Origin of the sequence: Rhodococcus sp. JS3073 (assembly GCF_026810085.1) — a bacterium.
Lineage (GTDB): Bacteria > Actinomycetota > Actinomycetes > Mycobacteriales > Mycobacteriaceae > Rhodococcus_F > Rhodococcus_F wratislaviensis.
On sequence record NZ_CP113951.1, the window covers coordinates 3,893,329 to 3,909,701 of the forward strand.

The 16,373-nt window shown below is 68.0% G+C and carries 17 protein-coding genes; 9 read left to right on the plus strand and 8 right to left on the minus strand.

The window, feature by feature from the left end; genetic code table 11:
- Positions 1–12 precede the first annotated feature (12 nt).
- The 5 genes from OYT95_RS17630 to OYT95_RS17650 form a co-directional block, all read right to left on the minus strand.
- Positions 13–1,290, minus strand: coding sequence for an MFS transporter (locus OYT95_RS17630; RefSeq protein WP_268792074.1), 1,278 nt, complete (start codon positions 1,288–1,290; stop codon positions 13–15).
- Positions 1,291–1,424: 134 nt separating this feature from the next.
- Positions 1,425–2,102, minus strand: a complete 678-nt coding sequence (locus OYT95_RS17635) for a FadR/GntR family transcriptional regulator (protein WP_037236189.1) — start codon at positions 2,100–2,102, stop codon at positions 1,425–1,427.
- A gap of 51 nt (positions 2,103–2,153) precedes the next feature.
- A complete protein-coding gene (locus tag OYT95_RS17640; protein ID WP_268792075.1) occupies positions 2,154–3,224 on the minus strand; it encodes a quercetin 2,3-dioxygenase in 1,071 nt (356 codons plus the stop codon).
- A complete protein-coding gene (locus OYT95_RS17645) occupies positions 3,221–4,162 on the minus strand; it encodes an alpha/beta hydrolase (protein WP_268792076.1) in 942 nt (313 codons plus the stop codon). Before OYT95_RS17645 ends, OYT95_RS17640 begins: the two co-directional genes overlap by 4 nt.
- Before the next feature lie 73 nt (positions 4,163–4,235).
- Positions 4,236–4,910, minus strand: a complete 675-nt coding sequence (locus OYT95_RS17650) for a TetR/AcrR family transcriptional regulator (protein ID WP_268792077.1) — start codon at positions 4,908–4,910, stop codon at positions 4,236–4,238.
- 143 nt (positions 4,911–5,053) lie between these two features.
- On the opposite strand from OYT95_RS17650, the gene OYT95_RS17655 reads away from it, so the two are divergent.
- Both OYT95_RS17655 and OYT95_RS17660 read left to right on the plus strand, forming a co-directional pair.
- Positions 5,054–6,337: an MFS transporter gene (locus tag OYT95_RS17655; RefSeq protein WP_037236183.1), complete on the plus strand. Its 1,284-nt coding sequence runs from the start codon at positions 5,054–5,056 to the stop codon at positions 6,335–6,337.
- Positions 6,334–9,042 (plus strand): alpha-L-rhamnosidase, encoded by a 2,709-nt coding sequence (locus OYT95_RS17660; protein ID WP_268792078.1) that lies wholly within the window; start codon positions 6,334–6,336, stop codon positions 9,040–9,042. Before OYT95_RS17655 ends, OYT95_RS17660 begins: the two co-directional genes overlap by 4 nt.
- Here OYT95_RS17660 and OYT95_RS17665 read toward each other — a convergent pair.
- Complete coding sequence (locus OYT95_RS17665; protein ID WP_037236178.1) at positions 9,005–9,793, minus strand: pirin family protein; 789 nt, start codon at positions 9,791–9,793, stop codon at positions 9,005–9,007. The two genes, OYT95_RS17660 and OYT95_RS17665, sit on opposite strands and share 38 nt — an antisense overlap.
- Positions 9,794–9,815: 22 nt before the next feature.
- Positions 9,816–10,325, minus strand: coding sequence for a VOC family protein (locus OYT95_RS17670; RefSeq protein WP_037236173.1), 510 nt, complete (start codon positions 10,323–10,325; stop codon positions 9,816–9,818).
- 100 nt (positions 10,326–10,425) lie between these two features.
- Here OYT95_RS17670 and OYT95_RS17675 point away from each other — a divergent pair, with 100 nt between their 5' ends.
- The 4 genes from OYT95_RS17675 (at position 10,426) to OYT95_RS17690 (ending at position 12,465) form a co-directional block, all read left to right on the plus strand.
- The gene (locus OYT95_RS17675; protein WP_268792079.1) at positions 10,426–10,887 is read left to right on the plus strand and encodes a MarR family winged helix-turn-helix transcriptional regulator; all 462 of its coding nucleotides are present in this window, start codon (positions 10,426–10,428) and stop codon (positions 10,885–10,887) included.
- 17 nt (positions 10,888–10,904) lie between these two features.
- Positions 10,905–11,381 (plus strand): carboxymuconolactone decarboxylase family protein, encoded by a 477-nt coding sequence (locus tag OYT95_RS17680; RefSeq protein ID WP_268792080.1) that lies wholly within the window; start codon positions 10,905–10,907, stop codon positions 11,379–11,381.
- A 123-nt stretch (positions 11,382–11,504) separates the two neighbouring features.
- Positions 11,505–12,059, plus strand: coding sequence for a YceI family protein (locus tag OYT95_RS17685; RefSeq protein WP_009476977.1), 555 nt, complete (start codon positions 11,505–11,507; stop codon positions 12,057–12,059).
- 166 nt (positions 12,060–12,225) lie between these two features.
- The gene (locus OYT95_RS17690) at positions 12,226–12,465 is read left to right on the plus strand and encodes a DUF6400 family protein (RefSeq protein ID WP_005237803.1); all 240 of its coding nucleotides are present in this window, start codon (positions 12,226–12,228) and stop codon (positions 12,463–12,465) included.
- Positions 12,466–12,707: 242 nt separating this feature from the next.
- Here OYT95_RS17690 and OYT95_RS17695 read toward each other — a convergent pair whose 3' ends face one another.
- Entirely contained in the window at positions 12,708–13,490 is a 783-nt protein-coding gene (locus OYT95_RS17695) for an IclR family transcriptional regulator (protein WP_112301500.1), read from the minus strand.
- Positions 13,491–13,687: 197 nt separating this feature from the next.
- On the opposite strand from OYT95_RS17695, the gene OYT95_RS17700 reads away from it, so the two are divergent.
- Genes OYT95_RS17700 through OYT95_RS17710 form a run of 3 tightly spaced genes read left to right on the plus strand, consistent with a single transcriptional unit; the run spans position 13,688 to position 16,346 of the window.
- Positions 13,688–14,455, plus strand: coding sequence for a CoA transferase subunit A (locus tag OYT95_RS17700; RefSeq protein WP_016884572.1), 768 nt, complete (start codon positions 13,688–13,690; stop codon positions 14,453–14,455).
- Entirely contained in the window at positions 14,452–15,114 is a 663-nt protein-coding gene (locus OYT95_RS17705) for a 3-oxoacid CoA-transferase subunit B (RefSeq protein WP_005260718.1), read from the plus strand. Before OYT95_RS17700 ends, OYT95_RS17705 begins: the two co-directional genes overlap by 4 nt.
- Before the next feature lie 32 nt (positions 15,115–15,146).
- A complete protein-coding gene (locus tag OYT95_RS17710; protein ID WP_268792081.1) occupies positions 15,147–16,346 on the plus strand; it encodes an acetyl-CoA C-acetyltransferase in 1,200 nt (399 codons plus the stop codon).
- Positions 16,347–16,373 lie beyond the last annotated feature (27 nt).

Below are 16,373 nucleotides of genomic sequence, written 5' to 3' on the forward strand. Positions count from 1 at the left end.
CGGTGGCGAGTTCTAGCGGGAAACTTCGGTGCTGCGCGGGGTGGCCGCGTCGAGGTGGTTGTCCGCCTCGGCGGGGGTGGTGCGGGGGCGTCGCGGGAGGGTCGCCATCACGACGCCGCCGATCAGCGCGGGCAGGGCGAATGCCAGTGAGCTGACGATGACGGCTCCGCCGCCGGCGACGAAGAACGCGCCGTACGTGGGGCCTGCGATCGCGCCTGCCCGTCCGATTCCGAGCGCCCATCCGAGTCCGGTCGCCCGGAACCGGGCCGGGTAGAACGTCGCGATGTGATCGTTGAGCATGTTCTGGGTGCCGAGGCCGCCGAATCCGGCCAGCGCCACCAGCAGCATCAGGACGGCGGTCGGCGGGTGCGTCCCCAGTAGCGCGAGTGAGACTGCGGCCGTGGTGAACCCGGTCAGGACCAGCGGTTTGGGCCCGAACCGTTCGGCCAGCACGGAGGCGAGCAGCGTCCCGACGATGGCGCCGGCGCTGTAGACGAGCAGGAACGTCACCGCCGAACCGATCGGGTAGCCGGCATTGCGCATGATCTGCGGCAGCCAGGTGGTCACCCCGAACATGGTGAGCATGCTGCAGATCGCGACGAACCAGATGCCGACCGTGGCCCGCCCCATCCCGTCACCGAACAGCTTGGCGACCGGCGACTTCGACGCCCGGTCGTCGGAGGATCGTTCGGCGACGAACGCCCGCGACTCCGGCAGAAACGCGAACGCCAACGGCAGCAACGTGATCAGTGGAACCGCACCGAGTGCGTAGACCGGGCGGAAGCCGAACTCCTCGAGCAGCAGCAGGGACGCCGTCGACGCGAGGACGCCGCCGAACGCCGGTCCGGTGAGCACCATGCCGAGGATCCGGGACCGGTAGGCCGGGGTCGCGAACTCCGCCGCCATCGCGATGGCGGTGGGCATCAACCCGCCGATCCCCAGCCCGGCCACCAGCCGGGTTGCGGCGAAGACCTCGAAGGTGGGGGCGACCGCGGTGACCAGGGTTGCCGTCGAGAACACCGTGAGGCACGCGAGGAACAGGCGGCGACGGCCCAGGATGTCGGTGAGGGTGCCGGCCGTCAGCGAGCCGATGAGGACACCGACCAGGGCGGCGCTGCCCACGGCGCCTGCCGCCCCGGCGGTGACGAACCACGGCGCGTGCCCGATCAGGGCGGGCAGGGTGGCGCCGTAGACGAACAGGTCGTACCCGTCGCTCAGGAGGGCGGCCCAGCAGAGGACGGGCACGAGCACTCTGCCGCGGCCGCCGGGCGAGGACATGGAGAAATTCATGCGGAACACTCCTGGTCAGTGGGGGGAGGATCAACTCCTCCATAAACGGTTATAACCGTTATGTGTGATGGTAGCCACAGACCACTGCCCCCTGTCAAGCACTGCATCGAGAAAGGGCTACGAGAAGTGATCGCTCAGTGAGCGTGCGCCTGAGCGGCCGCGCGGGCACGGGCCGGGTCGCCGGACTCGATGGCATCGACCAGCGCGCGGTGCACGTCGATCCGTCGCGCGAAGTACTCGCTGTTGGTGGCGCTTCGTTCGCGGCTCGCGCGCGTCGCGTGCTGCTCCACATAGGTTTCGAGGCTCAGATAGGTTTCGCGCAACACCTGATTCGGGCTGATCGCCACGATCCGGCGATGCAGATCCCACACGGCGTGGATGAACGCCTCGGGGTCGCCGGCCGAGTCCTCGAGGACGGTCATCACCTGCCGCAGGTCGGCGACGTCGGCTTCGGTCCGGTGCCGGGCGGCCAACTCCGTCACGAGGGGTTCCAGTTCTTCCCGGACGGCGATGGCGTCGGCGACTCCCGCCGCGTCGCCCTCGACGGTCAGCAGGGTACGACCGAGCCGGACCACCGAGGACGGTTCGGCGACGAACAGGCCACCACCGGGCCCGGGCCGGACCGTGATGACTCCCCGATCCTGCAGGAGCCGGACGGCCTCGATGACCGTTCCGCGAGCCATCCCCGACTCCGCCTGGAGTTCCTTGCGGGTGCCCACCCGATCACCGGGCGCGAGTTCACCCGCGGCGATCCGGTCCTGGATGTGGGCGACCAGGGACTCTGCCCGGGTGACGGTGCTCTGGATCGCCATGGCTCGAGTGTAGAGCTCAGCCGCTGCGGGCGGGTGCGCGCCGGGCGGGTCTCACCGTCCGTCGCCTCGTTCCGGCGGCGGCCCGACGACCTCGAGGTCCAGCTCGGCTCGTGCCCGCGCGAACCCTTCGGCCGGGAACTGCAAGTCGCCGCCCTCGGTGTGCACGTGAGCGTCCGTCGGGACGTTCATGTACTCGAAGAACTTCTCGAACACGCCGGTGGTCAGCAGGCCGAGCATCTGCGTGTTGTGGCTGTCGAACGCGAAGCTGTGGATCGTTCCGGCAGGCGCATGGAGAAAATCGCCCTTGGTCAGCAAGATCTCCCGGCCGTTGGCGTGCAGGAGGATCCGCCCCTCGATGCAGAAGAAGTTCTCGGTGTGCTCGCGATGGAAGTGACGGGGAATGTACGAACTCTTGCCGCCCATGGTGTGCATCGCGAAATACGTTCCGCCGGTGTTCCGGGGCCGGGCGAGGTACGTGTTCAGCTGGTCGAGACTCGCCCAGCGGTCGCCTTCGCCCGCCTGCAGCACGTAGGGGGACTCCGCGGCGGGCAACACGCTGCCGGTCACCGCAGGCAGGTCGGTCTTCTCGAGATCGTGGACCCGGACGCCGAACTGGTCGGCGAGTTCGGATTGCCGCGCGTCCGACATCGGCGCCGCCTCGGCGTCGAAGACGTGCGACTGGGTGGCGTGGCCGGTGGCTTGCGACCACCGGTGCGCGTCGCCGGCGGTGAGCCAGCTCAGGAACCGTGTCCGGTGCGCGAGCATGCGGTAGGCGTACGGCGTCCCGGCCGGGACGGTGACCGAGTCGCCGGGCACGAGCACGTGCGATTCGCCCGGCAACCAGATCTGCAGCCGTCCGTCGGTGACGTACAGGAAGCGGTGCTCGCGATCGTGTGCGAGGAACGGCGTCTCGGTTCCCTTGCCGCCGTACACGTATGCGGCCCCGAATTGCCCGCCGGTGTCCTCGGGCCGGGCGATGACGGTGATCAGTTGCCCGCCGAGTTCGTGACGCTCACCTTCACCGACGGCCATGGAGTAGGGCACGCAGCGGCCGGGGAGGGTGTCGAGTTGTGGAGCGGCAGTGTGGACCTCGTCGAGGACGGGAATGTCGAAAGTAGTCATGTGGGTGTTCCTGGTTTCAGTGTGTGCGAGAAGAAGGCTTCGACCGCGGCGAACGAGGCGGAGGGGTACCTCTCGGTGAGTGCACGACCGAAGTCGCTCACCGCGCGGGTCGAGGCCGGCGCCTGCGGATCTCGTTCGAGATGCCCTTGGTCGAGGGTCTGGTCGGGGCCGAGTTCGAGGACGTGGCCCGGGTTGAAGAACCCGTGCCCGAATCCCTCGATCAGGTAGAGAATGGCGTCGTTGCCGTGAGCGACGAGCGCGTCGTACAACGCGACGCTCTGCGTGAACGGCACCAGGTTGTCGCCGAGACCGTGCATGACCAGAAACGGCGGTGCTCCGGGCGCCACCTGCAGTGCGGGGCTCGCGGATCTCGCGGCGTCCAGTCGGTCGCGGATCGCGCCGCCGAGCAACGACGCCTCCGGGGAATGATCCTCCCCCGGTGTCCGTTCCGTGGAGCGGTCGACGAGGCCGGGCAGGTCGGCGGGCCCGTAACCGTCGACGACGGCCTGCACCGAACTGTCGACGGTCGCGGGCTCTTCCCCGGGCAATCGTGTTGTGCCCGAGTGCACTCCGGTCAACGCGGCGAGGTGCCCACCGGCGGACGAGCCCCACACACCGATCCGGTCGGGGTCGATGCCGTGGTCCGCGGCGTTGGCACGCAGCCAGCGCACCGCCCGCCGGACATCGACGAGCTGGCCGGGGTGGCAGGTCTCGGGCGCGAGCCGGTAGTCGATGCTGACCATGACATAGCCGTGCTGTGCGAAGTGTTGCACCAGATCTGGGCATGCGGTGCGGTCTTGAAGCCGCCAGCCACCTCCGTGAATCCACACGATCGCAGGCAACGGATGCTCTGCTTCGGCGGGACGGACGAGATCGAGTAGCAGATCGGGGGCGTACTCGACGGTGGATCGGCGGACGACGGTCGAAGCCGTGTCCAAGGGACTGAACTCCTTCGGATGCAGGACCCGGGCCTGGGTCGCCGCTCACGCGGTTGTAAGGCCCTTCCTTAGGTCACTGCCTGTCGGGCACAGTAGCAGCTTCGGCAACAGGAACGGAAGGCCCGGATTCCGGCTCCGTCGCGCCGGTCAGCGCGGCGGTCAGCCGGGTGGCATGTCCGCGGACACCCTCGACGATGTCGACGGCCCCGTCGCTGAGTACCCACTGCAACTGCAGGCCGTCGCTCACCGCGATGCATTCACGGGCGAGCGCCGGGTAGTCCAGCGAAGCCGGCAGCCCGTCTCGGTGCACCCCCTGACGCAGGCGATCCGCGAGGGCCTCGACGGCGCCGTCGTAGCGCTGCGCGAAGACGGTGTGAGCGGGACTGCTCGGATCGGCCGCCTCCGCGCTCACCAGCACGAACAGTTCGATGAGACCCGGCTGTCCGACGAGTCGCCGCGCCGCGTCGACCATCGCATCCAGGGTCGCCAGACCCGACGCCTCGGCGGGCAGGGTGTCCCACCACTCCGCCGACGTGTCGAGGCGGTACTGCGCAACGGCCAGAAGCAGATGCTTCTTCGTCGGAAAGTGATGTAGCAGACCGCTGTCGCTGATTCCGGCATCGGCGGCGATGCTGGTCATGGTGGTCGCGTGGTACCCCTCCGCCGAGAATCGCCCCGCGGCCGCCTCCACGATTCGCGTGCGCCGCTCGATGCCCACCGAGTAGCTGCCACGCGCCCGTTTTCCCATGTCGCCACGATACGACAGCACAATTCTCGAATTGAAAACCGGATACACCCGGTTTTCGTGTACGGTGCTGTGCATCACACTGCGACGTCCGCTGCGCCCCACCTCGCCGCGCGGATCTTCACTTCACGGAAGGCGGAACGCCGATGGCTACCGTTCGCTCCACACACCCGTCCCCTGCACACCTCGGCCACCCCTCCGCGGTCACCGCGCCGAGTCCCCGTTACATCGTCCCCGCCCTGGTCGTCGGCGCATTCGGGGTGTACTTCGGCAGCCTGACCCCGACCATCATCACGCTGTCGATCCGCATCTTCGGCGTCGACGCCGAAGGCAAGACACTCGGACTGTCGACGGTCGTGCTGATCGGCGCGCTCGTCGCGCTCGCCTCGATACCGCTGTTCGGCTCCCTGTCCGACCGCACGACCAGCCGGCTCGGCCGACGCACCCCGTGGCTGATCGGCGGCGCTCTCGTCGCGTTGGCCGGTCTCACCGTGATCGCGCTGGCAACGACGGTCGCGGCAATCGCCGCCGGATGGGCACTCGCACAACTGGGCTACTCCGCCGCCCTGGCCGGGTTCGTCGCGCTCATCCCCGACTTCGTCCCCGACCATCTGCGCGCCCGACTGTCGGGGATGATCGGCTTCGTCACGGCGTTCGCCGTTCTCGCCGGCGTCACTCTCGGGAGCCGCCTCGCCGACCATCCGGTGCCGATGATGATCATCCCCGGCATTGCCGCCGTCGTGTGCCTGACGGTGGTCGCCGTGGCCATCCGAGGTGCCGACTCGGGTGTGGACCCGGCCACGCTGCAGCCCTACAGCTTTCGCGAGTTCGCATCCAGCTACTGGATCAACCCGATCCGGCATGCGGACTTCGCGCTCAACTGGATCAGCCGGTTTCTGTTCGGGCTCGCGATGGTCGGGCTCACCACCTACGCGACCTACTTCCTGGTCGACGCGGCCGGACTGGGCATCACGGACGCGGCAGCCGAATACGCCCACGCCACCGCCGTCACCACTCCCGTCTCGATCGTGTCGTTCCTGCTCGCCGGATTCCTCTCCGACAAGCTGGGCAGGCGCAAGGCCTTCGTCGCCGTCGCGTCGTTCCTCACCGGCGGTGCGCTGGTGTATCTGGCCGTGAACCCGCACGTGGGCGGGTTCCTACTGGCCTTCGTCGCCTTCACGATCGGTCAGGCCTGCTACCTCACGGTCGACATCGCGATCGCCGCCGCAGTCGTGCCGGACGTCCGGCAGACGGCCAAGGCGATGAGTGTGTACCAGGTGGCGGCCACACTTCCCTACGCCGTCGTCCCGCTCATCGGGGCCGTGCTCCTCCCGCTCACCGGCAACAACTATGCGCTTCTGTTCTGCATCCTGGCGGCCTGCGCCGCCGTCGCCGGCGCAGCCGTTCTCTTCGTGCGGTCGATCCGATGACGACACCGACACACCTGCGTCTCGAACACCTCCGGCCCGGGGAACCCTGCGGCACGACCCATCCGCGACTGTCCTGGCGGCTGCCCACCGGAAGCACAGGTCAGCTGGCGTACCAGATCCGGGTCGCGGGCCTCTCCGACCGCACGTCGAGCACCCTGTTCACCACCGAGATCGTCGAGGGACGCGACCACGTCCTCGTACGACCTTGGACGCCAACGCATCCGGTGCCGACCGCAGGAGAGGAACGCACCTGGCAGGTGCGGTGCTGGACGGATCTCGGACCGAGCGACTGGTCCGAGCCCGCTCCGTGGGTCACCGCTCTCCTGCACGGCGGCGACCTCACGGCCGACTGGATCGAACCGTACGAGCCGGACGTTCCCCCGCTCGGTCACCGTCCCGCATACCGGTTACGCGCCTCCTGGCGCCCGCGGGCGGAGATCACTCACGCGTCGCTGTTCGCGACCGCTCACGGCATCTACGAGTTCTTCGTCAACGGTGCCCGGGTCGGTGATCACGAGCTGACCCCCGGCTTCACCTCCTACCGGGTGCACCTGCAGGTGCAGCACTTCGACGTCACCGGCCTGCTGCACCCGGGACACAACGAACTGGGAATCCTGCTGAGTGACGGGTGGTTCCGTGGCAGGCACGGGTTCGAGCGCCACGGCGACGGTTTCGGTGACCGGCTTGCCGCGCTCGCGGAACTGCACGTCCGGTATGCGGACGGAACGTCGGAGCGCTTCGGTACCGGCGACGGCTGGACCAGCGCACCGAGTGAGATCGACGCCGCCGACCTGATGGACGGGCAACGGGTCAACCTGCGCCGTGTGCCCGCCGACGAGGTCCACCACCCCGCCGCGGTCGCTCGAGGCGGACTCTACGACGATCGCTCCCGGTTGACGACCGGCGTGGCACCCCCGGTGCGCCGGATCGAAACCCTGGCGGCGGTGGCCGTCACCGAGCCTCGACCCGGAACGTACGTCGTGGATTTCGGCCAGAACATCAACGGGTGGGTGACCGCGGCCGACCTCGGAGCTGCCGGCACCCACGTCACCCTCACCCACGGTGAGTCCCTCGCCGCCGACGGGAGCGTCGACACGGATCACCTCCGTGCCTTCGAATTCGCGACCGGCAAGAGTTTGCCTGCCGGTCAGGTCGACCACGTCGTGTCGTCCGGGCGCCCCGGCGAGACATTCGAGCCGCGCCACACTACTCACGGGTTCCGCTACGTCCAGTTCGACGGGCTCGAGACGAAACCGGGGCCCGACTCGATCACCGCCGCCGTCGTGCACACCGACCTGGAACAGGTGGGGAGTTTCGGGTGCGACAACGATCGTCTCGAGAAACTCCACGCCGCCGCGGTGTGGAGTTTCCGCGGCAATGCCTGTGACGTCCCGACCGATTGTCCCCAGCGCGAGCGGTCGGGCTTCACCGGCGACTGGCAGATCTACGTCGAAACAGCCGCCTTCACACACGATGTCGCGGGTTTCAGCGACAAATGGCTGCGCGACCTCGCCGCCGACCAATGGCCGGACGGCACGGTCCCCAACATCGTGCCGAACCCGGCAGGCAATCAGCCGTCGGGTAACCATTTCGCCGACATCGCCAACGGCTCGGCCGGATGGGGCGACGCCGCCGTCATCGTGCCGTGGCAGCTGTGGCGGCTGTACGGCGACGCCGAAGTGCTGGAACGCCAGTACGATTCCATGACCCGGTGGGTCGAGCGGGCCGCCGGCACGGCCCAGGATCGCCGCCATCCCGACCGCGCACTGGCGCGCCCCACACCGGACGACCACGAAGAGTATCTGTGGGACACCGGTTTCCACTGGGGAGAATGGCTCGAACCCGGCGAGATTCCCGCCCCCGACCCCGCCCGCGATAACAGCGTGGTCGCCACCGCGTACCTCGCGCGGTCGGCCGGACTGCTCGCACAGATCGCCTGCGTACTCGGCCGCGACCGGGATGCGCACCGGTACGCTGCGATCACCGCGGGAGCCGTCCACGCCTGGCAATGCGAATTCATCACTCCCGACGGCACACTGACCCACCCGACCCAGGCGAATTATGTTCGCGCATTGGAGTTCGGGCTCGTGCCCGCCGAAGGCCGCCGACGGTTCGCCGCCGAACTCGCACAGTTGCTCGCCGACAACGACTATCACCTCGGCACCGGTTTCCTGGCCACCGGGATACTGCTGCCCGCACTCGCGAACAACGGGCACCTCGACACCGCCTACCGGGTACTGCTGTCCACCGGCAATCCGTCCTGGATGGAGATGATCGACCGCGGGGCCACCACCATCTGGGAGCGATGGGACGGAGTCGACGAGAACGGCCGCGCCACCGCCTCACTGAATCACTACGCCAAGGGTGCGGTCGTCTCGTTTCTCCACCAGTTCGTCGCCGGCCTGCGCCCGGCCGAGACCACCGGCCCCGACACGGTCGGCTATCGCCGTTTCGTCGTCGAGCCGTGTCCCGGCGGGGACATCACTGCTGCCCACGCTGAGCACTGCAGCCCCTACGGCAACATCGCGGTGCGCTGGACGATCACCGACGACGTGTTCACCCTGAGCCTGACCGTGCCGGCAGGCAGCGAATGTGAACTCAGGCTGGGAGACCGGGTCGAACTCCTTCCGGCCGGGACCTACACCCGCACCTGCCCGGCGACTCGCGTCAGCCGGCGATCGTCGCGTGCATCTCCCACACGATGATCTCGGCGCCGGTGTCGGTGGTCACCTGCTGGCCGCCGCCACCGCTGAGCCGGACGGCGTCACCCTCGGCGAGGATGCCGACGCCTTCCATCGACGCTTCGCCGCGCGCGACGAACACATGGAGGAACGGGGCGTCGGGCAGGGTGATCGGCGCCTGCCCGGGCTGCAGGCGTGCGACATGCATTGCGGCGTACTTGTTCTTGATCCGGATCGCCGAGTGGTCTGCGTAGTGCGGCATGCCCGATGCGACGGGGACCAGTCCCCCGGCGAGTAACTCGTGGTCGATTTCGAGTTGCTCGTAACCGGGTGCGATACCGGCTTCGTCGGGGACGACCCACATCTGGATGAAGTGGACGGGATCGGTGTGCTCGTCGGCGTGCTCACCGGTGACGCCGTCCAGCCGCCACGAGTCGTTCTTCTCCGAGTGCAGGATTCCGGTTCCGGCGCTCATACGCTGGGCCAGTCCGGGATAGATGACGCCGGAGTGGCCCATCGAATCCTGGTGCACCAGTGAACCCTGGAGAACCCAGGTGACGATCTCCATGTCCTGGTGGGGGTGGGTGTCGAAGCCCTGACCCGGGACGACGATGTCGTCGTTGTTCACCATGAGCACCCCGTGATGGGTGTTGGCCGGGTCGTAGTGGCGGCTGAACGAGAACGAATGCTTGGAATCCAGCCAGCCGGCGTCGGTCTTGAACCGGTCGTCGGCTCGCCGGACGTCGAATCGGGGCGGGGTGAACGCAGCGGTCATGAGCGAAGCCTTTCCAGGGTTCTCACAGAACGTGTGAGCCGTACATTTCGCCGAGCGGGTCGGCGATGAGTTCGAGGCGGGCACCGTCGGGGTCGCGGAAGTACAGCGACACCTCACTGTGTTCGACGAGTTCCACGCCGGCGTCGATCAGTTTCGTGCGCAAGTGGTCCCACCGGCCGGGTTCGACGCTGATCGCGATGTGGTGGAGTCCGCCGAGCACTTCCTGGTACGGGCCGACGTCGAGGCCCGGGAAGTCGAAGAACGCCAGCAGGTTGCCGTTGCCGATGTCGAAGAAGAAGTGCGACGACCCGGGGTAGTCCCGATTCTCGATCAACTCGGTGAGCGGGAACTCGAGCAGATCCTGATAGAACCGGACGGTGCGCTCGACGTCACTGCTGATCAGCGCGGTGTGATGGAGGCCGCGGGCCGAGGACGCGGGCCTCGACGACACCGGCTTCAGATGCTCGGCGCGGATCCGGTCGCGTTGCTCCGCGAACCTCTGCGAACGCTCCTGCTCGTCTGTGGTGCCCATTGCCCTGCCCCTCTCCGCGGAGCGCAGTGATTGCGCTTTCAACTAAATTCAGACTACAGCAAGTCGTTGCGCTGTCAACTACTTCGGCTATGCTGGTGCCGTGGAACCGACCCGATGGCTCAGCGCCGAAGAACAGAACACCTGGCGCGCCTACCTGGACGCCACACGCCTGCTCCTGCAGGCGCTCGATCGGCAGCTCACCCGCGACGCCGGCATCTCGTTCACCGACTTCGAACTGCTCGTCGTGTTGTCGGAGGCGCCGCAGCGGCAACTGCGGATGCGTGAACTCGCCGACGCGGTGACCACCACCCGCAGCGGCGTGACCAGGGCGATCAGCCGGTTGGTCGACACCGGCTGGGTGCGGCGGGTGGAATGCGAAGACGACAAGCGGGGGACGCTGGCCGAGCTGACCGGCGCCGGCGCCGAGAAGCTCGCCGCCGCAAGCCCCGGACATGTCGCGGAGGTGCGCCGCACCATGTTCGACCTGCTCAGCCCCCGCGACGTCGGCATCCTCGGTCACGACTTCAGCGAAATGCGCGCCCACCTGCTGGAAAACCCCTGAACCCCGAAAGGTCGGCCATGAGCAGCACGGCACCCGAAACCGAGTACGTCCACATCGACAAGCAGAGCCCGGCCGTCTATCAGGCGCAGATCGCCGTCGCCAAAGCCGTCCGTCACGCGACCACCGAGGCCGGGATGGACCGGCGGTTCGTCGAGTTGATCAACGTGCGCGTGTCCCAGATCAACCGCTGCGCGTACTGCCTGGACGTTCACGTCGCCGCGGCGCTCGCGGCCGGCGAGAACCAGCAGCGCCTCGCGATTCTGCCCGCCTGGCGGGAGACGACGCTCTTCTCCGACCGCGAGGTCGCGGCGCTGACCTTGGCCGAATCGATCACCACCCTCCCGGACGCGCAGACCCAGGAGGCCGACTACGCCTTCGCGCGGCGATTCCTCTCCGAGCAGGAGATCTCCACGGTGAGCTGGATCGCCGTCACCATGAACGCCTTCAACCGGATCTCCATCGTCAGCCGCCATCCGGTCCGGCCGAAGCAGTAACACCGCAGTTCACCTGCGTTTCGCAGAATTTAGTTGACATCGCAACGACTTCGGCTTAACGTAGTAGTTGCAGATTCAATTACCTCGATTTCGAGTGACCGTTCGACAGTCCAAGGAGTTTTCATGACCACCGCCACCGCCACCCTGCCCAACCTCACCGCCGGAACCTGGGCCATCGACACCGTCCACTCCACCGTCGGCTTCTCCGTCCGCCACCTCATGGTCAGCAAGGTCCGCGGCACGTTCAACGACTTCACCGGCGCGATCACCGTCGCCGAGGACGGCACCGCCGCCGTCACCGCCGAAATCCAGGTCGCGTCCATCGACACCAAGAACACCGACCGCGACGCCCACATCAAGTCCGCCGACTTCTTCGACGCCGAGCAGTACCCCACCGCCACCTTCACCTCCACCGCCGTCCGCGCCAAGGGCGACGACTACGTGGTCGAGGGCGAATTCACCCTCCACGGCGTCACCCGCCCCGTCGAGCTCGCCCTCGAGTTCAACGGCGTCAACCCCGGCATGGGCAACGGCCCGGTCGCCGGCTTCGAAGCCACCACCGTCCTCAACCGCAAGGACTTCGGCATCACCATCGACATGCCCCTCGAAGGCGGCGGAGCCGTCGTCGGCGACAAGATCACCATCACCCTCGAGATCGAGGCCGGCCTCCAGGCCTGACCCCACCCGCACCACGCGCCCCGTCATCCACCCGGATGGCGGGGCGTTTCGTCGTTAATACGACGCAACACTTTCGATCGACGTGATCCAGGTCATTGTGATCTTGGGCGGGCTCGAGTGACCCTGGCCCCTTCGACAACGGCGACCGCGAAACGAAGGTGACCACATGGGTAGCGACTCCGAACTCTCGTTCGCGCTCGACCTCACGCTGGACGAGGCACGGCGGCGCACCGCTGTTCTCGAGGCGATCGGCGAGGACTGGGATCCCGTCGCCGTGCTCGCGGAGGAAGAGCGGGCGTACGACATGCTGTACTCCGGTCTCGACCCCGAGCAGCAGCGCATCTACGACGAACTGGTCCAGGCGGGTGTGCTCCCGGATCGGACGGTGGGCCGTGTTACCGATTGATCCGACCGCGGACTTCTCCCGTCGCGCCTGGTTGCCCTGCCCGGGCTGCGACCACGGCTCGGACTGCGGCGACTGCGGGTCCGGCCGCAACTGCGACCGGCATTGGCAGTACCTGCTGAGCAATCGGGGCACCCACGTCCATCTCCAGTGCCCCGACTGCACCCACCTATGGAGTATCGACACCCGCCACGGGCGGCCTCGGCGGCGGCGGAAGGCCGCGTAGGCGCCGGACCGAATCTTGCTCACCCCCGACTCCGCGGCCTGTCGGCGAGCAGTTGGGTGAGCCGGTGCGCCTGGCGGAGGAGGAGTTCTCCCAGTTCGCGGCGGCGCTCCTCGCGGAACCGGCTCTCCACCCCGGTGATGCTCAACGCCCAGGCCGGTGATCCCTGGGCGTCGAAGACGGCGGCACCCATCCCCCAGCTGCCCTCGACGAGCAGCCCGGGGTTGACGGCGTACCCGTTCAGTCGGGTCTCCGCGATGCGCTCGGCGATCTCGTCCCGCCTGTGCTGCGTTCCCCACTCGCCGGTGACATCGGCGCGCGACAGGTAGTCGTCGATGTCGCGGTCCGGCAGGTGGGACAGGATGACCAGACCCGCCGACGCCACCCCGAGCGGCAGGCGGATGCCGACGTACAGCACGTGGGAACGCAGCGGGAAGCTGCCCTCCTCGCTCGCGATGCAGACCGTTTCGTCGCCGCGGCGGGCGGACAGGAAGACACTCTCGCCGGTCTCGCGTGCAAGATCTCGGAGGACGTCGCGGGAGCGGTCCGTGATGTCGTACCGGCCGGCGGCGAGCGAGCCGAGCAGATACAGCTCGGGCCCCAGCGACCATTTCCCCGACTTCTGATCGCGGTCGACCAGTCCCTCCTCGGCCAGCGAGACGAGCAGGCGATGCACGGTGGGCCGGGCGAGACCCGTCTCCCGCGCCAGGGCGGACGTCGAGGATCCCGACGATTCGAGGGCGGCGATGGCCCGGAAGAGAGATCCCACCCGGTGGATGACCTGCGGCCGCTGCGCGTTGTCCATAACCGCAGTATACGTTCACTCAGTGAACGCTCTCTCGTGCGACGTTCAGCCGGCGAGCACTGTCTCCTCAACCCTTGAAATGCATGAAGTAACCCCTTTTAGTGGAGCAAAGCTCGTTGCGCGAGGACGTTCACCAGGTGGACGATCGGGTGCGGAAGACGGTATCGCCGGTACGGCGGCCAGGAGAAAGGATGCACATGGGATCGAGAGTGTTCGACACCCCGGAAGAAGCAGTCGCGGACGTGTCCGACGGCGCGTCGATCGCTGTGGGCGGGTTCGGCCTGTGCGGAATCCCCGACTCGCTGATCCGCGCGCTCGCCGACTCCGGTGTCGGGAATCTCGAGGTCTTCTCCAACAACTGCGGTGTGGACGACCACGGGCTCGGAATTCTGCTGGGCGCCCGCCAGATTCGACGTGTCACCGCGTCGTACGTCGGCGAGAACAAGGAATTCGCCCGCCAGTACCTCTCCGGTGAGCTCGAGGTGGAGCTGACCCCGCAGGGCACGCTGGCCGAACGCCTCCGGGCCGGCGGTGCGGGCATCCCCGCGTTCTTCACCCCCGCCGGTGTGGGCAGCCCGGTCGCCGACGGCGGCCTGCCCTGGCGGTACGCCGCCGACGGTTCCGTCGCGCTCGCGTCGCCCCCGAAGGAAACCCGCGTGTTCGGCGACAAGCGTTACGTCCTCGAACTCGGCATCACCGCCGACTTCGCCCTGGTCCACGCACTGCGGGGCGACACCGCCGGCAACCTCGTGTTCGACAAGTCGGCCCTGAACTTCAACCCCCTCGCGGCGATGGCCGGGAAGGTCACCATCGCGCAGGTCGAAGAACTCGTCCCCGCAGGCACCATCGATCCCGCCCAGGTTCACCTGCCCGGGGTCTTCGTTCAACGCATCGTCGAGACCGGCCCCCAGAACAAGCGGATCGAGAAGCGGACAGTCAGCAGCACGGAAGGAGCCACTCGATGACCGGCACCAACGGATGGACACGTGAGCAGATGGCCGCCCGCGCGGCCGCGGAGATGGTCGACGGCGAATACGTCAACCTCGGCATCGGACTGCCGACGCTCATTCCCGGATACCTCGGCACCGACGTCACCGTGACCCTGCATTCGGAGAACGGGATCCTCGGCACCGGCCCGTACCCCACCGACGAGAACGTCGACCCCGACCTGATCAACGCCGGCAAGGAAACGGTCACCGTCAACGCCGGTGCCGCGTTCTTCGATTCCGCGCTGTCGTTCGGCATGATTCGCGGCGGCCACATCGACACCGCCGTCCTCGGTGGCATGCAGGTGTCCCGCACCGGCGACCTCGCCAACTGGATGGTCCCCGGAAAGATGGTCAAGGGCATGGGCGGCGCGATGGACCTCGTGCACGGCGCGAGCCGCGTCATCGTCCTCATGGAACACACCGACCGGGACGGCAATCCGAAGATCATCGACGCCTGCACCCTGCCGCTGACCGGCCAGGGCGTCGTCAACCGCATCATCACCAACCTCGCCGTCATCGACGTGGTCGGCGACGGCACCCTCGCTCTCCGTGAGGTCGCCCCCGGCGTCACCGTCGACGAGGTCGTCGCCGCCACCGGAACCCCCCTCGAGATCCGCGAATCCGCACTCGTCTGAGCAACACTCGTCACGACACCAAGGACACTCTCATGACTTCTTCCGCCAGGTCCGTCATCGTCGCCGGAGCCCGGACCCCCGTCGGCCGGCTGACGGGTTCGCTCGCGTCACTGTCCGGTTCCGATCTCGGTGGCATCGCCATCAAGGGTGCCCTCGACAAGGCCGGGGTGGCACCCGAACTGGTGGAGTACGTGATCATGGGGCAGGTCCTCACTGCCGGCGCCGGTCAGATCCCGGCCCGGCAGGCCGCGGTCAACGCGGGCATCCCGATGTCGGTGCCGGCCTTGACCGTCAACAAGGTGTGCCTGTCGGGTCTCGACGCCATCGCGCTCGCCGACCAGCTGATCCGCGCCGGCGAATTCGATGTCGTCGTCGCCGGCGGGCAGGAGTCGATGTCCCAGGCGCCGCACCTGCTCCCGAACTCGCGGAGCGGTTTCAAGTACGGCGACACCACCCTCGTCGACCACCTCGCCTACGACGGCCTGTACGACATCTTCACCGAGCAGGCGATGGGCGCCCTCACCGAGAACCGGAACGCGAACACCGACAAGATCGGTCGCGAAGAGCAGGACGCCTTCGCTGCCGCCTCACATCAGCGTGCCGCGGCCGCGTGGAAGAACGGCCTCTTCGACGACGAGGTCGTTCCCGTCACCATCCCGCAGCGCCGGGGCGAGCCGCTCGTCGTCACCGAGGACGAGGGCATCCGCGCCGACACCACGGCCGAGTCGCTGTCGAAGCTGCGGCCCGCGTTCAGCAAGGACGGCACCGTCACCGCGGGTTCCGCGTCGCAGATCTCCGACGGTGCGGCCGCCGTCGTGGTGATGAGCAAGGCCAAGGCCGAGGAGCTGGGACTCGAATGGCTCGCCGAGATCGGCGCCCACGGCGTCGTCGCCGGACCGGACTCGACGCTCCAGCAGCAGCCCGCCAACGCCATCAGCAAGGCGTGCACCCGTGAGGGACTCGACCCCTCGGCGCTCGACCTCGTCGAGATCAACGAGGCCTTCGCCGCCGTCGGCATCGAGTCGACCCGGCAACTCGGAGTCGACCCGTCGAGGGTCAACGTGAACGGCGGCGCCATCGCCATCGGGCACCCGCTCGGCATGTCGGGGGCACGGGTCGTGCTGCACCTCGCGCTCGAGCTGAAACGACGCGGCGGTGGAACCGGCGCCGCCGCACTCTGCGGCGGCGGCGGACAGGGCGACGCCCTGATTCTCCACGTGCCGGGCGAATGATCGCCGCTCGCGCACAGTAGGTTTCGC

What these genes read in the sequence shown, in the direction of transcription:
- OYT95_RS17665 (WP_037236178.1), bottom strand. Translation starts at nt 9,793, where the DNA reads ATGACCGCTGCGTTCACCCCGCCCCGATTCGACGTCCGGCGAGCCGAC.
- OYT95_RS17630 (WP_268792074.1), bottom strand. Translation starts at nt 1,290, where the DNA reads ATGAATTTCTCCATGTCCTCGCCCGGCGGCCGCGGCAGAGTGCTCGTG.
- OYT95_RS17635 (WP_037236189.1), bottom strand. Translation starts at nt 2,102, where the DNA reads ATGGCGATCCAGAGCACCGTCACCCGGGCAGAGTCCCTGGTCGCCCAC.
- OYT95_RS17690 (WP_005237803.1), top strand. Translation starts at nt 12,226, where the DNA reads ATGGGTAGCGACTCCGAACTCTCGTTCGCGCTCGACCTCACGCTGGAC.
- OYT95_RS17655 (WP_037236183.1), top strand. Translation starts at nt 5,054, where the DNA reads ATGGCTACCGTTCGCTCCACACACCCGTCCCCTGCACACCTCGGCCAC.
- OYT95_RS17700 (WP_016884572.1), top strand. Translation starts at nt 13,688, where the DNA reads ATGGGATCGAGAGTGTTCGACACCCCGGAAGAAGCAGTCGCGGACGTG.
- OYT95_RS17640 (WP_268792075.1), bottom strand. Translation starts at nt 3,224, where the DNA reads ATGACTACTTTCGACATTCCCGTCCTCGACGAGGTCCACACTGCCGCT.
- OYT95_RS17685 (WP_009476977.1), top strand. Translation starts at nt 11,505, where the DNA reads ATGACCACCGCCACCGCCACCCTGCCCAACCTCACCGCCGGAACCTGG.
- OYT95_RS17670 (WP_037236173.1), bottom strand. Translation starts at nt 10,325, where the DNA reads ATGGGCACCACAGACGAGCAGGAGCGTTCGCAGAGGTTCGCGGAGCAA.
- OYT95_RS17650 (WP_268792077.1), bottom strand. Translation starts at nt 4,910, where the DNA reads ATGGGAAAACGGGCGCGTGGCAGCTACTCGGTGGGCATCGAGCGGCGC.
- OYT95_RS17680 (WP_268792080.1), top strand. Translation starts at nt 10,905, where the DNA reads ATGAGCAGCACGGCACCCGAAACCGAGTACGTCCACATCGACAAGCAG.
- OYT95_RS17695 (WP_112301500.1), bottom strand. Translation starts at nt 13,490, where the DNA reads ATGGACAACGCGCAGCGGCCGCAGGTCATCCACCGGGTGGGATCTCTC.
- OYT95_RS17660 (WP_268792078.1), top strand. Translation starts at nt 6,334, where the DNA reads ATGACGACACCGACACACCTGCGTCTCGAACACCTCCGGCCCGGGGAA.
- OYT95_RS17705 (WP_005260718.1), top strand. Translation starts at nt 14,452, where the DNA reads ATGACCGGCACCAACGGATGGACACGTGAGCAGATGGCCGCCCGCGCG.
- OYT95_RS17710 (WP_268792081.1), top strand. Translation starts at nt 15,147, where the DNA reads ATGACTTCTTCCGCCAGGTCCGTCATCGTCGCCGGAGCCCGGACCCCC.